At 55.8% G+C, this 15,548-nt stretch carries 17 protein-coding genes and 2 pseudogenes; 6 read left to right on the forward strand and 13 right to left on the reverse strand.

The features are described from left to right. Window positions 1-93 precede the first annotated feature (93 nt). The 11 genes from H7F08_RS13270 to H7F08_RS13320 form a co-directional block, all read right to left on the reverse strand. Window positions 94-504 carry a hypothetical protein gene (locus tag H7F08_RS13270; RefSeq protein WP_193640789.1) on the reverse strand — a complete coding sequence of 137 codons (411 nt, stop codon included), beginning with the start codon at window positions 502-504 and terminating at the stop codon, window positions 94-96. A gap of 17 nt (window positions 505-521) precedes the next feature. After that, entirely contained in the window at window positions 522-1,520 is a 999-nt protein-coding gene (locus tag H7F08_RS13275) for an AAA family ATPase (protein ID WP_065974030.1), read from the reverse strand. A gap of 283 nt (window positions 1,521-1,803) precedes the next feature. Further along, a complete protein-coding gene (locus H7F08_RS13280) occupies window positions 1,804-2,739 on the reverse strand; it encodes a phospholipase D-like domain-containing protein (RefSeq protein WP_193640790.1) in 936 nt (311 codons plus the stop codon). Between the two features lie 329 nt (window positions 2,740-3,068). Beyond that, entirely contained in the window at window positions 3,069-3,326 is a 258-nt protein-coding gene (locus H7F08_RS13285) for a hypothetical protein (protein ID WP_193640791.1), read from the reverse strand. A gap of 33 nt (window positions 3,327-3,359) precedes the next feature. Continuing rightward, window positions 3,360-4,625, reverse strand: a complete 1,266-nt coding sequence (locus H7F08_RS13290) for a ParB/RepB/Spo0J family partition protein (RefSeq protein ID WP_193640792.1) — start codon at window positions 4,623-4,625, stop codon at window positions 3,360-3,362. Between the two features lies 1 nt (window position 4,626). After that, a complete protein-coding gene (locus H7F08_RS13295) occupies window positions 4,627-5,397 on the reverse strand; it encodes a ParA family protein (RefSeq protein ID WP_193640793.1) in 771 nt (256 codons plus the stop codon). 2 nt (window positions 5,398-5,399) lie between these two features. Then, window positions 5,400-5,795: a hypothetical protein gene (locus tag H7F08_RS13300; protein WP_031575425.1), complete on the reverse strand. Its 396-nt coding sequence runs from the start codon at window positions 5,793-5,795 to the stop codon at window positions 5,400-5,402. A gap of 94 nt (window positions 5,796-5,889) precedes the next feature. After that, window positions 5,890-6,543 (reverse strand): S26 family signal peptidase, encoded by a 654-nt coding sequence (locus H7F08_RS13305; protein ID WP_153940419.1) that lies wholly within the window; start codon window positions 6,541-6,543, stop codon window positions 5,890-5,892. Further along, on the reverse strand, window positions 6,515-6,727 hold the full coding sequence (locus H7F08_RS13310) for a hypothetical protein (protein WP_080707873.1): 213 nt from the start codon (window positions 6,725-6,727) through the stop codon (window positions 6,515-6,517). Before H7F08_RS13310 ends, H7F08_RS13305 begins: the two co-directional genes overlap by 29 nt. After that, window positions 6,690-6,983 (reverse strand): hypothetical protein, encoded by a 294-nt coding sequence (locus H7F08_RS13315; RefSeq protein ID WP_153940420.1) that lies wholly within the window; start codon window positions 6,981-6,983, stop codon window positions 6,690-6,692. The genes H7F08_RS13310 and H7F08_RS13315 overlap by 38 nt, the downstream gene beginning before the upstream one ends. Before the next feature lie 47 nt (window positions 6,984-7,030). Continuing rightward, window positions 7,031-8,398, reverse strand: coding sequence for a conjugal transfer protein TraB (locus H7F08_RS13320; protein ID WP_193640794.1), 1,368 nt, complete (start codon window positions 8,396-8,398; stop codon window positions 7,031-7,033). 179 nt (window positions 8,399-8,577) lie between these two features. Between H7F08_RS13320 and H7F08_RS13325 the strand changes: the two genes are divergently transcribed. The 3 genes and pseudogenes from H7F08_RS13325 to H7F08_RS15940 all read left to right on the forward strand — a co-directional run. Continuing rightward, complete coding sequence (locus H7F08_RS13325) at window positions 8,578-8,895, forward strand: type II toxin-antitoxin system RelE/ParE family toxin (RefSeq protein WP_226856055.1); 318 nt, start codon at window positions 8,578-8,580, stop codon at window positions 8,893-8,895. A gap of 2 nt (window positions 8,896-8,897) precedes the next feature. Further along, window positions 8,898-9,194: an addiction module antidote protein gene (locus tag H7F08_RS13330; RefSeq protein WP_012535948.1), complete on the forward strand. Its 297-nt coding sequence runs from the start codon at window positions 8,898-8,900 to the stop codon at window positions 9,192-9,194. A gap of 339 nt (window positions 9,195-9,533) precedes the next feature. Then, a pseudogene (locus H7F08_RS15940) lies at window positions 9,534-9,617 on the forward strand (hypothetical protein); the annotation flags it as partial. 44 nt (window positions 9,618-9,661) lie between these two features. Here the strand turns inward: H7F08_RS15940 and H7F08_RS13335 are convergent. Both H7F08_RS13335 and H7F08_RS13340 read right to left on the reverse strand, forming a co-directional pair. Continuing rightward, window positions 9,662-10,345, reverse strand: a complete 684-nt coding sequence (locus H7F08_RS13335; RefSeq protein ID WP_031575411.1) for a hypothetical protein — start codon at window positions 10,343-10,345, stop codon at window positions 9,662-9,664. Window positions 10,346-10,739: 394 nt separating this feature from the next. Next, window positions 10,740-12,791, reverse strand: a complete 2,052-nt coding sequence (locus H7F08_RS13340) for a DNA topoisomerase 3 (RefSeq protein ID WP_153940423.1) — start codon at window positions 12,789-12,791, stop codon at window positions 10,740-10,742. 522 nt (window positions 12,792-13,313) lie between these two features. Here H7F08_RS13340 and H7F08_RS13345 point away from each other — a divergent pair. From H7F08_RS13345 to H7F08_RS13355, 3 genes and pseudogenes are all read left to right on the forward strand, one after another. Next, window positions 13,314-14,234 (forward strand): retron St85 family effector protein, encoded by a 921-nt coding sequence (locus H7F08_RS13345; RefSeq protein WP_153940424.1) that lies wholly within the window; start codon window positions 13,314-13,316, stop codon window positions 14,232-14,234. Between the two features lie 38 nt (window positions 14,235-14,272). Beyond that, a complete protein-coding gene (locus H7F08_RS13350) occupies window positions 14,273-15,169 on the forward strand; it encodes a retron St85 family RNA-directed DNA polymerase (RefSeq protein ID WP_227487886.1) in 897 nt (298 codons plus the stop codon). A gap of 239 nt (window positions 15,170-15,408) precedes the next feature. After that, window positions 15,409-15,548, forward strand: a pseudogene (locus H7F08_RS13355) (ISL3 family transposase); the annotation flags it as partial.

Consider the following 15,548-nt stretch of genomic DNA (forward strand, 5'->3'; position numbering starts at 1 on the left):
GTCTGCTCCAGTCCGCCAAATCCAGGGCACGGGGCTATCGCACCCACAAGAATTTTATTAACATGGCTTACCTCGTACTGGGTAAGCTGGATCTCAAGCTACCCACTTAAAACAGCGAGGAACCATATGCAGTTTGCCGTCAGGCACAAAGACAGCAGCTAAAATCTTTTTATTCTCACTATCATCTCGTACATTAAGCAATTCTATGCCTGAGCATTCTGCTGCTAACGATTCAAAAGCTAGCTCAATATTAGGAAAGCTCTCGAACTCGATATGCAAGCCAAAGCCTTCCTCCAGCCCCGCCATTACCTGTTGCTCATGAGCCTGCGCAAAGACGGGCTCTAGCTCGTTGATCTGTCGCAGCAAGCTCTGACCGTGAGCCTCTCGGTTCTGGCGAGGGACTCCCTCTCCACTACTACCGCCCACAGGTGCTCTGAAAGGCTCTGGCTGTGCTGTATAGTCCAAAACAAGATGGTGTTTATTGTGAAATTTATGTTCTGCCACTAATCACTGTCCCCTGTCTATTTCCTGCTAAATTGCGCCTTGGCTATAACACGCTCTTCGACAGCACTCCGTATGTCAGATTCATTGATGGGGCTTTTTTGCTCAATTACGGCTTCCTTCAAGACCTCATCGCATGCCCGAACAATTTCTGCGTAACTCAGTCCTTGCGCACTTCCAGATAGGCGTTTCCAAGACGTCCCTTTTTGCGCATGTCTTCCCAAACGCCTTTTCATCAATTCGGCAATCCTTGCTTCCTCTGGCAAGCAGTAATACAGGATATCGTCAAAGCGACGGAACAGAGCATGATCTAGGATTTCGGGATGATTAGTTGCGGCTATGATCAGGCTGTGCGATGCATCCTGCTCGATCATCTGCAAAAAGCTGTTAAGGATGCGCCTGACCTCGCCCACATCGTTCTCCAGCCCGCGCTGCGAACCTATGGCATCAAACTCATCGAAAAAATATACTCCACGGGTACGATCGGTTGCATCAAATATCTGGCGCAGTTTTGCAGCGGTTTCGCCCATGTATTTAGTGATCAAACCATCCAGGCGAACCTGCAACAGTGGCAATCCCAGCTCGCCCGCCAGAATAGAGGCGGTCATGGTTTTACCTGTCCCGGGTGGACCAACCAGAAGCAGTTTGCGTCGAGGTGCAAGCCCATGTGCCAGCAAACGCTGGGCCTGGAGCTGTTCTCGGATGACCCGTTTGAGTTGACCCTCCAATTGACTATCAAGGACTAGTTCTACTAGGCGGTCTTTGGGGAAGGAAGCCGTAAGTAGGCCGGCTAATTCTCCCCTTGGGCGTCCTATAGGAACAGTGTTGCCCTGACTTTTAGGTGGCAGGGCCCGTCGTGTTTTGGCTTGGTCAACCAGGTCACGTAGTTCTTCTGCCAATTTACCGTGGCCGATCTTGGCCTCATGAGCTGCCAACTGCATGGCTATAGAGCAAAACCGTTCCTCATCGCCATCAATGTGCGATTTTAGCAGCGCCTTCAGTTGGTTAGCTATGGCCATGGGAGCCCCCTATCAATTCCGATTATGCCTTATAAAACACCACAGACTCCAGGGCTACATCAAACATCCTTCTATCTCTCTGATTGATTGGGAATATCCTGGAAATCTTGTGCAATATCAATATTGGAGACTACATGTATTCATGTGGGTTAGACAGGTCCGATGCTCCTTTCAACACGAAGAAGCGGGCTATGAAGGCTTCCACGAGCCGATCTTCAATCAAAGGAGGAGTGCGTCCCGGGAGAGAATGCGATGCTTCTTGGAAAAATGATAGGGGTTAGTGTCAGCTTGGAGGATGTTCTGCGTAATGGGGTTGCCCGGTTGATTCGTTCCAGTCGCCGGCCCGCGCCCAGTCACGGTCAAACTGGGCTTGTAGCTTTCCGATCTCCGACTCATTTAGTAGCAGACCCATTTCCCGGTTATCCTCAAGGCTGGTCTGGGTGAAGTTCTCGGACCCGATAAAGGCCAGAGAGCGCCCCGTGATCATCTTACTGTGCTGGTAAAGGGGCTTGACGGGTAACAAGCGTACCTGGCAGCCATGAGCGCGTAAAAAAGCCACATCGCGCTGATCTTCGCCATTGATACTAGATGGCAGGATCAGTCGCAAATCCTTTCCCTTGTTCGCCAGCGCATCGAGAATGAGCGCATACGGCCCCAATTCCTCGCTCTCTACGCCGATAGGGCCGGACTGGTCGATGACTTGCAGGAGTTGCGCCGCAGACGTCCCCGGAGAAAGGACCAGAACCCGGTGCGCGAACGCGGGCGCTCGCTGATTGTTCCAGTCCGCATTGAACACCGCGTTGACCGCCTGAACCACGGTCGCGTTGCGTGTGACATAGACATACTCCCGGTTCCAGTGGAAAGCCGACCAGTCGAAGTTTGCCGTGCCGATCTCGACCTCATGCCCATTGGCACAATACTTACAGTGGTAAAACGAGTAGTCATTGCCATGGCCGGTGAAGCGGGGCGGGGCCACCTTCCACTGTGCGCCGGTCGCGGCGATGGTCCGTTCCTCCCGGCGTACCTGCCAGGGCTTCATGCCATAAGGCTTGCCCTCGATGATGACGCGCACGGCCACCCCACGACGGTGAGCCGCAGCAAGGGCTCGAAGAATTTTGCGGTCGAATAGATAATACACGCCTACGTCCAGGTCACGGCGGGACGAATTAATGACCTGGATAATGGGCGCTGGACCTGCCTGCGGTTCTATAGAAAGCATATTTTCTTCCTTCTCAGACCAGGCCTGGTATCTGGGTTGGTATTTTTCGGGACTTCCGGACTTCTATTTTGACCTGTGGCTGACTGGGCACCTTGCATTCCGGAACAGGATCTTCTGGTAATGCCAGGTCGCGCGGATAATGGAACCCACTTCCGCCCGTACCGGCCACCGTGGACGTCCTGGCACCACCACAGGATTTTACGATGTTCTTTTTGATTTCCTGTGTATCCCTATCAGGTTGCGTGGTATCCCGAATCGGTGTCTGTGGTTCCTGCGACTGCCGCCTCGCTCTATATTGGGGTGCATGGAAAGTTTTTCTGACACCCAATTTACAGCCCTTTGCGGTATTTTAGCCGCACGTCCTGGCACTGTGGGCAGACATAAATATCCACCTCCAGCTTTTTCTCAAAGGCTTCTTCGCCGTCGGTAGCCATCTGCCCGCCCAGGAACGCGGCACCCGCCCCCAACATGCCAGTCAGTCCACCCATGCGCAGACCGTGTGCGCCCTGGTAGGACATATTGGTTCCACAGGTACAGGTGACCTGCTGGACGTTTGCGTGATCTTCGTGTTCACCAAATCCAAACATGACTATTCCCCTTTTAACAAACGTGATTTGCGGTCAGCAGTTTAACACCAACTCCAACACCTCAACGATCTCCGCCGTTCCCATCGTCCCGGGCAATTCGCGCCCTGCCTTTGCAAAGGCTCGCTCCAGCAGAGGGCGAGGGAGCATCAACGTCACCTGGTCCGGCAGGGATGCCCCCGGCAGGGATGCCCCCGGCAGGGTGCCAACCTTCTGCGTATCATCCGCCGGATCTCCGATAACCACCCCATTCTCATCCACGGCGCCCCCATCCTCGATGTCCTCATCGCTATCGACGTTGTGCATATCGATCGTGGACAAGTCCACTTCTTCCCCATTGGCATCAAAAGCCCTTGCGGGGTGCGAACCCATCACGGCCCCATTTTCCTGCTGCATGTCGACCTCCTGCGGTTTTCCGCTCAAACCTCGTTCGTATCGGCTTTCCTCTCTATCCACCAGCACGCGGGAGAGGGTTTCCCCGGCCTGCAGGCTGGCACGGATGGCGTCCAGCACGATGCGCTTGTCCTCGTCCTTCATCCATCCTTTCATGCGACTGATGTCCGTTTGTCCGATGGCCTCCAGCGGCACGCCCAGATACTCTGCCACCGCCTGCGCATCTTCGCTCCCCAGAGAGAGCATCTGGTGTACCCATGCTTTGGATCGACCCAGCCGCTTGCCCAGATCCGCCAGGCTTGGCTTGGGGGCCAGGCTATCCATCAGCTGCTTCACGGCCCTCCCCGTATCCACGGGCGTCATATCGGCTCGCGCCAGGTTTTCGACCAGTTGCATTTCCAGCCTGTCAGCTTCTGTGTCGGGCTCCAATATCACGGCTGGAATCCGGGACAGGTCATAGCCTTTGCGACGGCATGGCTGGCCGCTGTCTCGGGCAGCCATGGATGCCCTCCAGCGCCGCTCGCCCGCTATGATCCGATATCTTCCCGACACGACATGACGTACCGCGATGGGCTGCAATACCCCATGCTGCAAGATGCTTTCCTTCAGCAATTCCAGATCATTGTCGATGGCATCCTGTGCCCCGGATGCCACAAACGTCTTGCGCGGCTGCTCCGGGTCCGGCTCGATCTCCGACAACTCCAGAAAGAGCGCCGAAGCGGCTCCGCTGCCGACAGTTCCGCCCGAGACGGTATTCTGTTCATCCGCCGGGGCCGCTTTCTGTCCCGGAAGTCGTCTACCGGGTAGACGATTGGCTTTGGCATCGGTCTCGCCGGAATCTCCCGCCATCTCGGCCAGCGTGCGCTTCATCTCATCAAAGAGATTCTCTGAAAGATCTACCTTGGCCATCTTATCCCTCCTTCACTGTTTCTTCTGTCGGCACCCGGTCCGTTTCCAAAATCATCTTGCAGGCCATGGCCCATTTCGCCGCCGCCGCGTCTTTCGGGTCCAGCTTCCAGACGGGCATCCCCTGTTTCAGGGCGTTGGATACAATCAGCCGATTCGTCAGATGCACTGGAAGCACATGCTGACCAAAACCCGACTCGGTGATCGCATCCACGACCATTTGCTGATTCGTGGAGTTCAAAACCCGCTTGTTGATGACCAGGGACAATCCCAGGTCGACTTGCGAGGCGATCTCCCGCCATACCTTGAGCAGCGAAGTGAGCCCCTGCAACGCCAACAGGTCGGGCTCCACGGGTGCTGCCAACAACCCGCCCAGATAGAGCGGGGCCAGCTGCTGCACGCCGGCGGCTGGTGGCGTGTCGATGACCACCACATCAAAATCAATCTTCAGCAAACGGCTCATTGCCTCCTGTCCGGCCTTCAATCCCTGCTTTTCAACCAGATGTACATGCTGGTGGCCTGGCAGGATTTTGAGATCCCCAAACCGGGTGTCCTGGAACTCCAGGCTGGTGTCCCCGTCCCACAGTTCCAATACCGATTTGCCACGGCCATTCGGCTCCCCCGTAGTGATAAAAGTGGCGTTGCGTTGGCCGTCCATGTCCACGAGCAATGTCTTTTTCTTCGCCGCCATGCTGGCGTAAGCCGCAATGTGAACGGCAAGAGCGGTCTTTCCTACCCCGCCCTTCTGATTGGTCACGGTAATGATCTGTGGCATCTCTACCTCTCTTCTTGCGCTTTCCGACGCTCCTGCTCATGCAGTGGCGGATACAGAACCCAGGAATACCAATACAACATCGTGTAAAGCACATCGGGCAGGCCGACTCCGTTCCGGTGGCTGACCTCTACCAGGTTGTCCGCCAGATCGCAGGGAATCCGCACGTTCACTTCCACCCATTCCGTGTCGGCCAAGGCCGGGCGGTGCCCATCCCGCCATCGAAGTCCTTTCTCCCACGCTTTTTCGGCCAGAAACCGGGAAGCGCAGTCCTCATGGACGGCCCGAAGCGTCATCCCCTGAACGAAGGCCAGGGCCTGGATGTACAGGTGCATCTTTAGCGGGATAACCGTCGATTCCCCCGCATAGGGCATACCGTTAAAGAGAGATGGTGTCAGCATGCTTTTCCCGGCTTGACCCTTTCACGAATGGGTATAGATCAGCGCCGGGCCAGATCGTCTACCGGGTAGACGATTTACGAGGACGGCCCGGGGCTCAGTCTCCCTTCTGAAGCCAGAACTGACTTCCGGGAATCGTCCACCAGGGAACCGCCCGTTGCAGGATGCTGGTCTCCGGGACTGGGCCATAATAGCTGGAGTCAAAGGCATAGTTTCCCGGGGCGTAGAGCCAGACCTGGCCACGCTTCAGGTGATAGGTGCCGAAAGGGTAATGGACAATCCGGTGATGGTGGCCGGGCGTCCAGCGATCCACATGGGAGTTGGGCAGGTAATGGCCGGCTTCGCCGTCCGCAGGACCGCCGCCAGCAGGGCTGCTGTCAGCAGGACTCGCATCCCCGGGACTCACCCAGTCTCCCGCGCGGGAGAGTTTCACGGTTTGCCCAGGAACAGCGGCGATCTCTTTGATCCACGGCTGTCCAGCAGGAAACCAGTGGTACTTCAGTCCCTCTGCGACGGCGGCGTGATGGGTGGGGCCAGGAATCTCGACTTCGACCAGTTCTCCATCATGCAACGGATAAGGCGAGCCGAGAAGCTTATAGATGCCGATGGGTTCGCAGGTCGAGTCGTTGAAGACCAGATGCTGGTACTGCATCCATAGCCCCACGGCAGCATTCAGTACCAGGACGCCGACAATCGCCCACGCGCTCCACCAGAGTAGCCGCTTAGCGATGGTGGCGGACATTCTTTGCATGGCGGCGCTCCAGAAAAAAGCGTGCGGGGCCTGTCAATAACCGAAAGGGGAAGAAGAATAGCCACTCGATATGGGTGGCACCCCATAGCATGGCTTCAGCCACCTTGCGCGGGCTGGGCCGCTCGAAGAAGGCGATTAGCCTCTGGTCAAGCCGAGCGATGACTTGCCGAAGAGGATTGCTCACGCACCCGCTCCTTCAGGACAGTGATCGCCTCTTCAAGAGAGGCTTCCAGGGTAGCAATGTGCTGTTCAGCCGGAATCCGTGAATAATCCGCAGAGAGCACCTTTTCCCATTTGGCAATCCGCTGTTGCGCGGTGAGGGGACGGGACAGGTGCGTCTTGAGCAGATCCTTGAGTCGTTCACGGCGCTTGTCATCCAGGGAATCCAGAACGGGCTTCCAGGCAAGCAATGGATCGCAGGGATCAGATGGGTTTCCCATGGAAACTCCTGCCTTCATATGATCAGGCTTCTTCATCCGTTCCCCCATCATTGATTCACCGCGAACAATACCGGCACCCCAAAAAACGCGGCCCAGGCTTTTGCCGAAGCCCTTTGGATGGCCGGAATATCCGTCCCCCGCGCCCACCAGTCATTGGCCGGAGCCAACAGGACTTGTATCCCATGCGGGTATAGATCGAGGGCAGGCCACATCAGCAGTTGCTCATAGCAGATGAGATAGCCGACTTTTTTGCCGTCAATCTCCGTGGTTTCCGGTTTCCTGGAAAACGGCGCCATCCGGAAGCTGTCACGGGGATGCCACGGGTGCCACATCGAGAAAGGCACCGGGATGTGATCCGGCAGTACCGTCTGGTGGCCATCCTGGATCTTCACCAGAGCATCCAGATAACCCTTGGCAGGGCGCAAGTCCCGCCCATGGGGCTCGCACCCTGTAAGGGGCACATCGGCCCCGAGCAGCACGGTTTGTCCGGGATGTCGCGCCGTCCAGCGGATGACCGGACGCCAAATGGCCCGGGTTCCTGGCAGCCAGGGCCCGGCCAAGGTTTCCGGGAGCAATACCACCTTGTCGCCTGCGTGCAGATCGGCCAAAACCTTCGGAGCCAGTTCCATGGACGCATCGACATAGGAAAGATTGGAACGCAGATGGCCCAGGTGGGTATTGATGCCCACCCAGCCAGCGGGCGCTGTGGGCAGCGGGTGACCCATCATGTCATCCAGAGCCGGCACCCGCTCGGCCAGGGCAGGGAAGGCAAAACCCAGAAGCCAGAGATTGAAGACGACGATCCCGGCCATCAGTAAACGCACCGGGATATCCTGATTCTTCCGTTCCCAGTAGCCCAGAGCGAAGATTCCGAGAATGGTCAGCAGGATGCCGGTCGGGCCTGCGGCGACGGCGCCGAGCCATGGGGAAGTCCAGCCGATGATCCCCAATGGTGGCAGAATCGTCGAGACAGCAGAGGTAATGATAGTGGCCGTGACCGCGCCAAAACCGCCGCCTGCAAGGCTGCCACCTGCAAGGCCGCCGCCACGGAAATACAGAGCAATGTACGGGTACGCCAGATAGGGCAGGGCAAAGGCCAGAGATGACAGCGACCAGAACCCAATACCGAGAAATAGCCCGGAGTGTGGGAAGAAAACCGACGTGCCTTTGATGAGGCCGTAGGTTGTCGCCATGTGATATCCGAACATCAAGCAAAATGGCGCCATCCAGGAACGCTTGTTCAAAACAGGCAGAAGCAGCAAGGCCAGTGGCGCAAGCCAGATGGCATGAGGCCAGGCCAGAACACCCACCAGGGCACCCAGGAGTGCCGGAATGGCGAATCTGGAAACGGGAGCGGACTTTCTCCGCGAATCGTCTACCGGGTAGACGGAAACGGTTACGTATTTGCTCTGCATGAGCAGGTATAGATCGGAGATGGGGCAGATCGTCTACCGGGTAGACGATGTATGCCCACCCAGTTGACGGGGTATAGATCAGGGGCGGGGCAGCGGCAGGATTCCGACGGACCAGCCATCCAAAGTTTGGTACGAAGGTTTGAAAAGCATGGGAACAGAAGCTTGGTTTTTAGTAGTTTATGAACTACAATCACCGTGCGATGACCGAGCTCAAGCAAACAGAGACTTTCAGAAAGTGGTGGACGAAGCTCAAAGATGAACGAGCTCGTGGCATTGTAGCCGGTCGTCTGGATCGCCTCGCTTACGGGTTGATCGGCGACGCGGAGCCGGTGGGAGAGGGGGTAAGTGAGTTGCGCATCCACTATGGCCCTGGGTACCGCGTTTATTTTCAGCAACGAGGGAGCATGATCATCGTTTTGCTCTGCGGTGGCAACAAGAGCACGCAAGCGAAGGACATCAAGGTGGCGAAACGCTTGGCTGCTGAATGGAGTGAATGACCATGAGTGAAAAATTATCTACTTTTGACCCTGCCGAAGGGCTGACATCAGACGCGGCCATCGCAGCCTTCATGGCCGATGCGTTTGAATCTGCAGACGCCGGCTACATTGCGCACGCGCTGGGCGTCGTGGCCCGCGCCAAGGGAATGGCTCAGATCGCTGGAGAAACTGGTCTTTCGCGTGAACAGTTGTACCGCTCATTCAGCGAGCGCGGCAATCCGACGCTCAAGACCACGCTAGCAGTCATGAAGGTCCTGGGGATTGAACTTACGGCAAAACCGGGCCCACAGGGTCGATGATGGCCAACCATATCGGTAAAGCCACCGACTATTAGGCTACGCTCGCCAGAACCGACCGTTTCCTGAGACTGGATAGCTCCGGTGTGCTATCACCGCGCGACAACCAGGACTGCTGCAATAGAGATCGAGCGAAGATATCTTCCTGACAAACATCGCTCCACGCATTGTGCGCTCCAGTTGTTTTTGGGGGGGCAGGGCAGGGCAGGGCAGCGGGGCGGGCGATCGTCTACCGGGTAGACGGGCGCAGCGGCCACGTTTTCCCGGAAAACGCCCACATTACCCCTTCTTTATCTTGCGTTCCGCTTTTCTTTCGGTAGACGCTTTTTTTGGCGTTTTCGCCTACCGGGTAGACGATTTTTTAGAGCAGCGTTCAGCGGGAATACGCTTTTATTTACCGATTCTGGGTCCAGCGTCTACCGGGTAGACGCCCGAACACAGGCCCGATTGGGTGAAAAATGCGAGATCGTCTACCGGGTAGACGACTCAGAGAGCAGTAAGTGGTATTCAAGCCACCAGGCGTACCTGCCGCCGATTAGAGCTCCGGCCCATCGAACCAGAGGGATGATGCTCACAACCAATACACAGGAAAGGACGAGGCCTTGTACGGCCAGACCAGCCAGCCCCGACAGCATGAGCTGTAGCGCCAGTGAATATAGCGGGAAGAGCACGATGAAGATCGCGGCGACGAATCTCCAAAGATTGCCATCAATAGGATAGAAAAACGTCGGCTCCATCTTTGCCAGATCGGGGTGAGTGCGCTCGAACAAGGCAAACCAAGCGAGCCGCTCGCCGTCGTTCGCGCACATTCCGAGTAGTTTTCGCCTCACGGAGGAATCGTTATATGCGCGTGGAATAGCCAGCAAGAGGAAACCCATCTCGAATGCCAGAAAGACCAGAAGCGTCAAATGCAAAAAGAGCGTCAGAGCGAAAGCGAGTGCCCAGATCAACCAGAGAACGCTCCCAACAAAGAACAATGGAACATCCCAGCGGGTCATCACCCGCAAAGGTATGCAGGCAACCTGCGGAGGATGGCGAAAGTCTGCCCACACTATGAGTGGAATCCTCCAAAGTTCGGAAAGCACAGATTTACTCACTCGTCGTACACTCCAGACCGCAACGATAGCGGCTACCAGCCAAGCCAGAATTTCCATGGTATCTACAAGCCCTCCAGTGAGAAAGGATCAATCCCAGACGGGTATAGATCAGCGAGAGGTTTTCAAACCCGAATCGGGTCAGTCTCCTCGGTAGACGATTTCTGACAGCGGAGATCGGCCCAGCGTCTACCGGGTAGACGATTTTTTGGAGCGTTATCCCCGCGATCCACGGTCCGAAGCCCAGACAACGAAGCGGGGTCCAACTGGACCCCCGGCGGCCGTCTGGGTTGTGGTCGGCAAGCCGGAATGTGTACCGGCTGGTCGTTACACGGTAACGAGCCGTCCACAAGGCGGTGGAGCTGCGGGGATAACGCGACCACATGTCCTGCGGCAGGAAAAGCGGGGTTCGTCTACCGGGTAGGCGATCTCAGGAAGCAACAAATTGTCTCGCTCATGTTTTTTTCTCGCTCCACTTCGTTCCGAGCTTCTTGGCATCCTGCTTGTCCGGCCACCAGCAGGACTGGCAGCCCTCGCACTTGAAAAAGGAGTCGCCTTTCTTGGTCTTCAGGGTGATGGTCGGTTTTTTGCAGTCTGGACAGGAAGGGCCTGCTTTCGCAGCGCCTCCGCGCATTTTTCCGGTAGACGCCTTACCCCGCGCGCTCGTGGCGGACCGCGCTTGCCCAACGGCGATGGTCGCCGCCTTGGCTGCTTCGATCATGCGAGAAACGAATTTGCGCTGGGCTTCCTCGAACTGCTGTAGCGTCACGCGGCCCTCAGACACGGATGATAGGGCATCTTCCCAGCGTGCCGTCAGGACGGGATCCGTGAGGTCTTTGGGCAGCGCGTGAACCAGCGCCCGCCCTGCCTGGGTGGAGAGAATCTGCTTGCCTTTGCGCTCCATGAATCCCCGGGTGAGCAGTGTTTCGATGATGCTAGCCCTGGTGGCCTCAGTCCCCAGGCCAGAGGTTTCCTTGAGTTTGGCCTTGGCGGCCTCATCCTCAACCACCTTGTGGATGTTGCTCATGGCCTCAATGAGCGACCCATCCGTAAATCGTGCCGGCGGCTTGGTCTGTTTTGCCTGGACATCTGCATCCTGGACGGTCAGAACCTGGCCTTTTTTGAGCGCCGGGATCGGCTGGGCGGGGGTGTCATCATTATCGTCATCGGTCATCCCATACACGGCTTTCCAGCCTGCGGATACCGGAATGTTGGCAGTCGCCTTCCAGTCCTCGCCGGTGCAAGTCAGTAGGGCCTTGATCGCCCGGTACACATAGGGCGGATAGAACTGCGCGAGATAGGAGCGGACGATGATCTCGTAGACTTTGGCCACTGCGGGGCTCATAGAGCCCTGCATGGAGCCGGTCGGAATGATGGCGTGGTGCGCCGTCACTTTGCCCGTATTCCAGATGGCCGACTTCCGGTTAGAATCGGCGGCTTTCACCAGATCCGCAAATCCAGCTTTTGCCAGGCCGGACAGTATCTGTCCGGCATCCCCATGCTGTTCTTCAGGTAGATAGCGGCAATCGGTCCGGGGATAGGTCGCCGCCTTGTGCTCCTCGTACAGCGCCTGGGCCGCATCAAGGACATTTTGTGCCGACATGCCGAGCTTGGCCGAGCAGACCTTTTGCAGTTCGGCGAGAGAGAACCCTAGCGGTGCCTGTTGCTGCTTTTCGTCGCTGGTGAAATCCTTCACCGTGGCCTTGCCGTCTGCCTTGGCCTGGGTTGCCAGTCGGTCAGCTGCTTTCCGGTCGGTGAGGAAGCCTTCGGCATCGACGCCCTCGAAGTCCTCCCGCAGATCCCAGGCGGCCCAGAATCCTGTGTAAATCCGAGGAACGTAGTAATCTTTGGGTTTGAAGTGCTCGATCTTCTCATCACGGGCCACGACCAGAGCCAAGGTCGGCGTCTGCACCCGACCCACGGAGACGACTCCGGCGCCGCTGTTGCGCAGCGTAAATGCGCGGGTGAGATTCATGCCCATGAGCCAGTCCGCGCGTGCGCGGGCTTCGGCAGAATTGCTGAGATTCTGATATTCCCTATTGTCCTTGAGCGATGCCAGAGCCTTACGCACGGATTGCTCATCGAGGGCGGCCAGCCAGATCCTCTGGGTTGGGCCTTTCCAGCGGAGTTCCTCCAGGATCTCATCCACCAGCAGCTGACCCTCTCGGTCCGGATCGCCGGCATTAACGACAGACGAGGCTTTCTTAAGCAGTTCCCGGATCACCTTGATCTGGGCCTTGGCGTCATCTTTTGCCCGCTTCTTCCATTGCTCAGGAAAAATGGGCAGTTCCTCAAAGCGCCATTTCTTCTTGCCCTTTGGCGTGGTAGGAACATCATCAGGCGTGTAGAAGTCCGGCTCTTCCTGCTCGAATATATGGCCGAAACACCAGGTCACGACGGTATCGGATCCGCACTGAATGAACCCGTTACCCTTGTTCTTTGGTCCAGGCAAATACTCGGCTATGCCTTTACCCAGGCTGGGTTTCTCGGCAATGTATACTTTCATCAGGCACCCTCTATTGTCTACCGGGTAGACGCTCTGCGTCACCCCAACGTGAGGGTATAGATCGTTGTTGGGTCGGTCACTGTCACCGACCGGCAGACGTTAAATCCGAACGACCAAGATGCAGCGTAACCGGCCATCCAGAAATTGGTGGTCCCGTACGTAGCGCGCTTGGGTAAGGTTTAAACGACGCTCCCTTCCTTGGACACTGCAACCGGATTCCGCTCATCATTGAGCGCGCCTTGGTGACCCGTAACACCACTGATATCCCTGACCGTACGCGCCAGCACTTGAAATCTGCTAGGTCAATGCACGATGATCGGGAAATATATCCCAGATTATTGGAGAGAGACACAAAATGTTGCTATGCTGTACACCTCAGCTACGCGTTTTGGTAGTCAACTGTAGAACTATCAACTGTCCGGCGTTTCGCAGGACTGCGGTGTGGTGGATCGCAATTACGGCTCGAAAAGCCGCGATGGCGAGCCATCGCAACTTTTCGAGTCTAGTTTAAGGTAGTTGAGGGTGAACAGCGAGCTGGTCACAGTTCTGACCGAGCAATTGGATCCGGCAGGTTGTGAAGTCATCAACCTGCCGGCTCGTATTTGGGTATTCGGTGGTCCCACAGAGCCCTCCAGCGAACCAGCAGGTTCTCTTCGAGATTGTTTCTGGCGGCGTACGTTGAAATCTACGTTTAATCGTCCTTGGGCCGAGCACTTGGCGCGTCCTGAAGACTTTGACGATTGGTGGGCCTTTTCAGGTTACTCTGACCTTCTAACATTCGAGCGTGACGCGTGTTTCTTGGCTCGCGCGATCATTTTATTTGTGGAGTCGCCAGGGTCGCTTGCTGAGCTTGGTTGCTTGGCATCGCATGACAGCATCCTCCCGCAAGTTTTGACAGTCGTGCAGCGGCAGTACTGTGAGCAGGGCTCACGGCGGTCATTTCTGAGGTTAGGGCCGCTGAATCGCGTGCAAAGCCACGGGGCAGAATGCGTCATTGGCACCAACCAAGAAACGGAACTGCCGGACGACGATTTCGATGCCATTGTTGAAACAATTGACGAGTGGCTCAAGACAAATCCACAGCGCACTCGTTTCGATCCGAATAAACCCGCCCACATCTTCCTGATAGCTGCTGATCTGGTCGATTTAATGTTGATCAGCAAGCAAACAGAAATTGACGCTGTTCTGAAGTTTTACGGCGTTAATTTGGATGAGCAGATACTGGCACAGCACCTCGAATTGCTTAGCTTCTTTAAGTTGATTCAGAAAGAAGTACGGGGAAGAGAGATCTTCTGGGTACGAGCGCCGGGCAGCGATGCGCCATGGGTTGACCATAAGGCTAAAAGTGGCGGCAGATTTTTCCGAGAAAAGTTTAAGATTTATGCCGAAGAGTATGTAAATGGCAAAATTCGACTGAAGTCCGTTTATGGGAGACTCCCATGAACTTTAGGAGCGCTAATTTATTCACTAGACTTCTTGAGATGTCTCCCCTATCAGCGAGAGAGCTATCTCGCGTGATTGCCACTGCGCCTCATCGTTACAAGAGCCACTTCATAGAAAAGCGACACGGTCGTGGCAAGCGGTTAATTTCGCAACCAACAGCCGAGCTGAAATATTTCCAAAGATGGTTGGTCGATAATGAGCTGAATCAACTGCCTGTGCACGATGCGGCTACGGCATACCGCAAGGGGCGCTCAATTCTCGATCATGCTACTCCTCATGCAAAACAGAGATACCTTCTAAAACTCGATTTCAAGGATTTCTTTCCGAGTCTAAACGAGCACGCGCTTCGGCATTGTCTCGAACGTGATTGCAACTATTCTGAGGAAGAGATTGAGATCCTCTGTAACCTACTTCTGAAGTCCGCAAGCATTGAAGGTGGGCCGTTGCAGCTTTCCATTGGGGCCCCAAGCTCTCCTTTTATTTCGAATTACCTGATGTGGGAGTTCGACATAGCAATGCAGCAGTACTGTGAGGTCATGGGTGTGATGTACAGTCGCTATGCCGACGACTTGGCATTCTCTACGGACACCCCTCGGCTATTGGACAAAGTCTTCGATACTGTCCAGAAAATATTGGCGTCAATATCCTACTTACCCCTAATATTGCATCCGGACAAGACCGTCAATGTTTCGAAGAAACGTCGAAGGTTGCTAGTCGGACTTACGCTTGCAAATGATGGTAATGTTTCTATCGGACGGGAAGAAAAGCGTCGTCTGCGGGCTGCGTTGCACGCGTATACACAGGGCCGGTTACCCTGTGACGAAGTTGCTCGATTGGCGGGAATGCTGTCTTTCGTCTGGTCAATAGATCCAAAATTCGTCGAAAATTTGTGTCAGCGGCATGGCTTTTCACGCATTTCTGATTTGCTCCGATGATGCATCAAACAAGCATGTTTGCTGTGGTAGTCTTGCCTGGATAGACGCAAGGAGTGGCGCTCATTACTGAGGCACTAACGACGTTATCCGTGTTGAGTGGCGTTTGATTTATAAAGATCCTCTACAATCTGTAGAGGTTACCTTAATCTCGTGACTGGGGATCTTCGGAGGCTCCTCGCTACTTGGAGTGGATACGAGGGTACGGTAGTCTTAGGGCATTGCTGATCTAGGGAAGGTTAATGATGGACGAAGACAAGCTGTTTACCTTGGCGTTGGGGTTGGTTCCGCCGTGGATGGTGGACGATGTGACTTTCAAGCTGGAGGAGAAGCGGTTGGACCTGCATATCAACTCTCCCAAGGGAAGTCGGCTTGCTTGCCC

The sequence above is a fragment of the Acidithiobacillus sp. HP-11 genome (assembly GCF_015100075.1).
Taxonomy (GTDB): domain Bacteria; phylum Pseudomonadota; class Gammaproteobacteria; order Acidithiobacillales; family Acidithiobacillaceae; genus Acidithiobacillus; species Acidithiobacillus thiooxidans.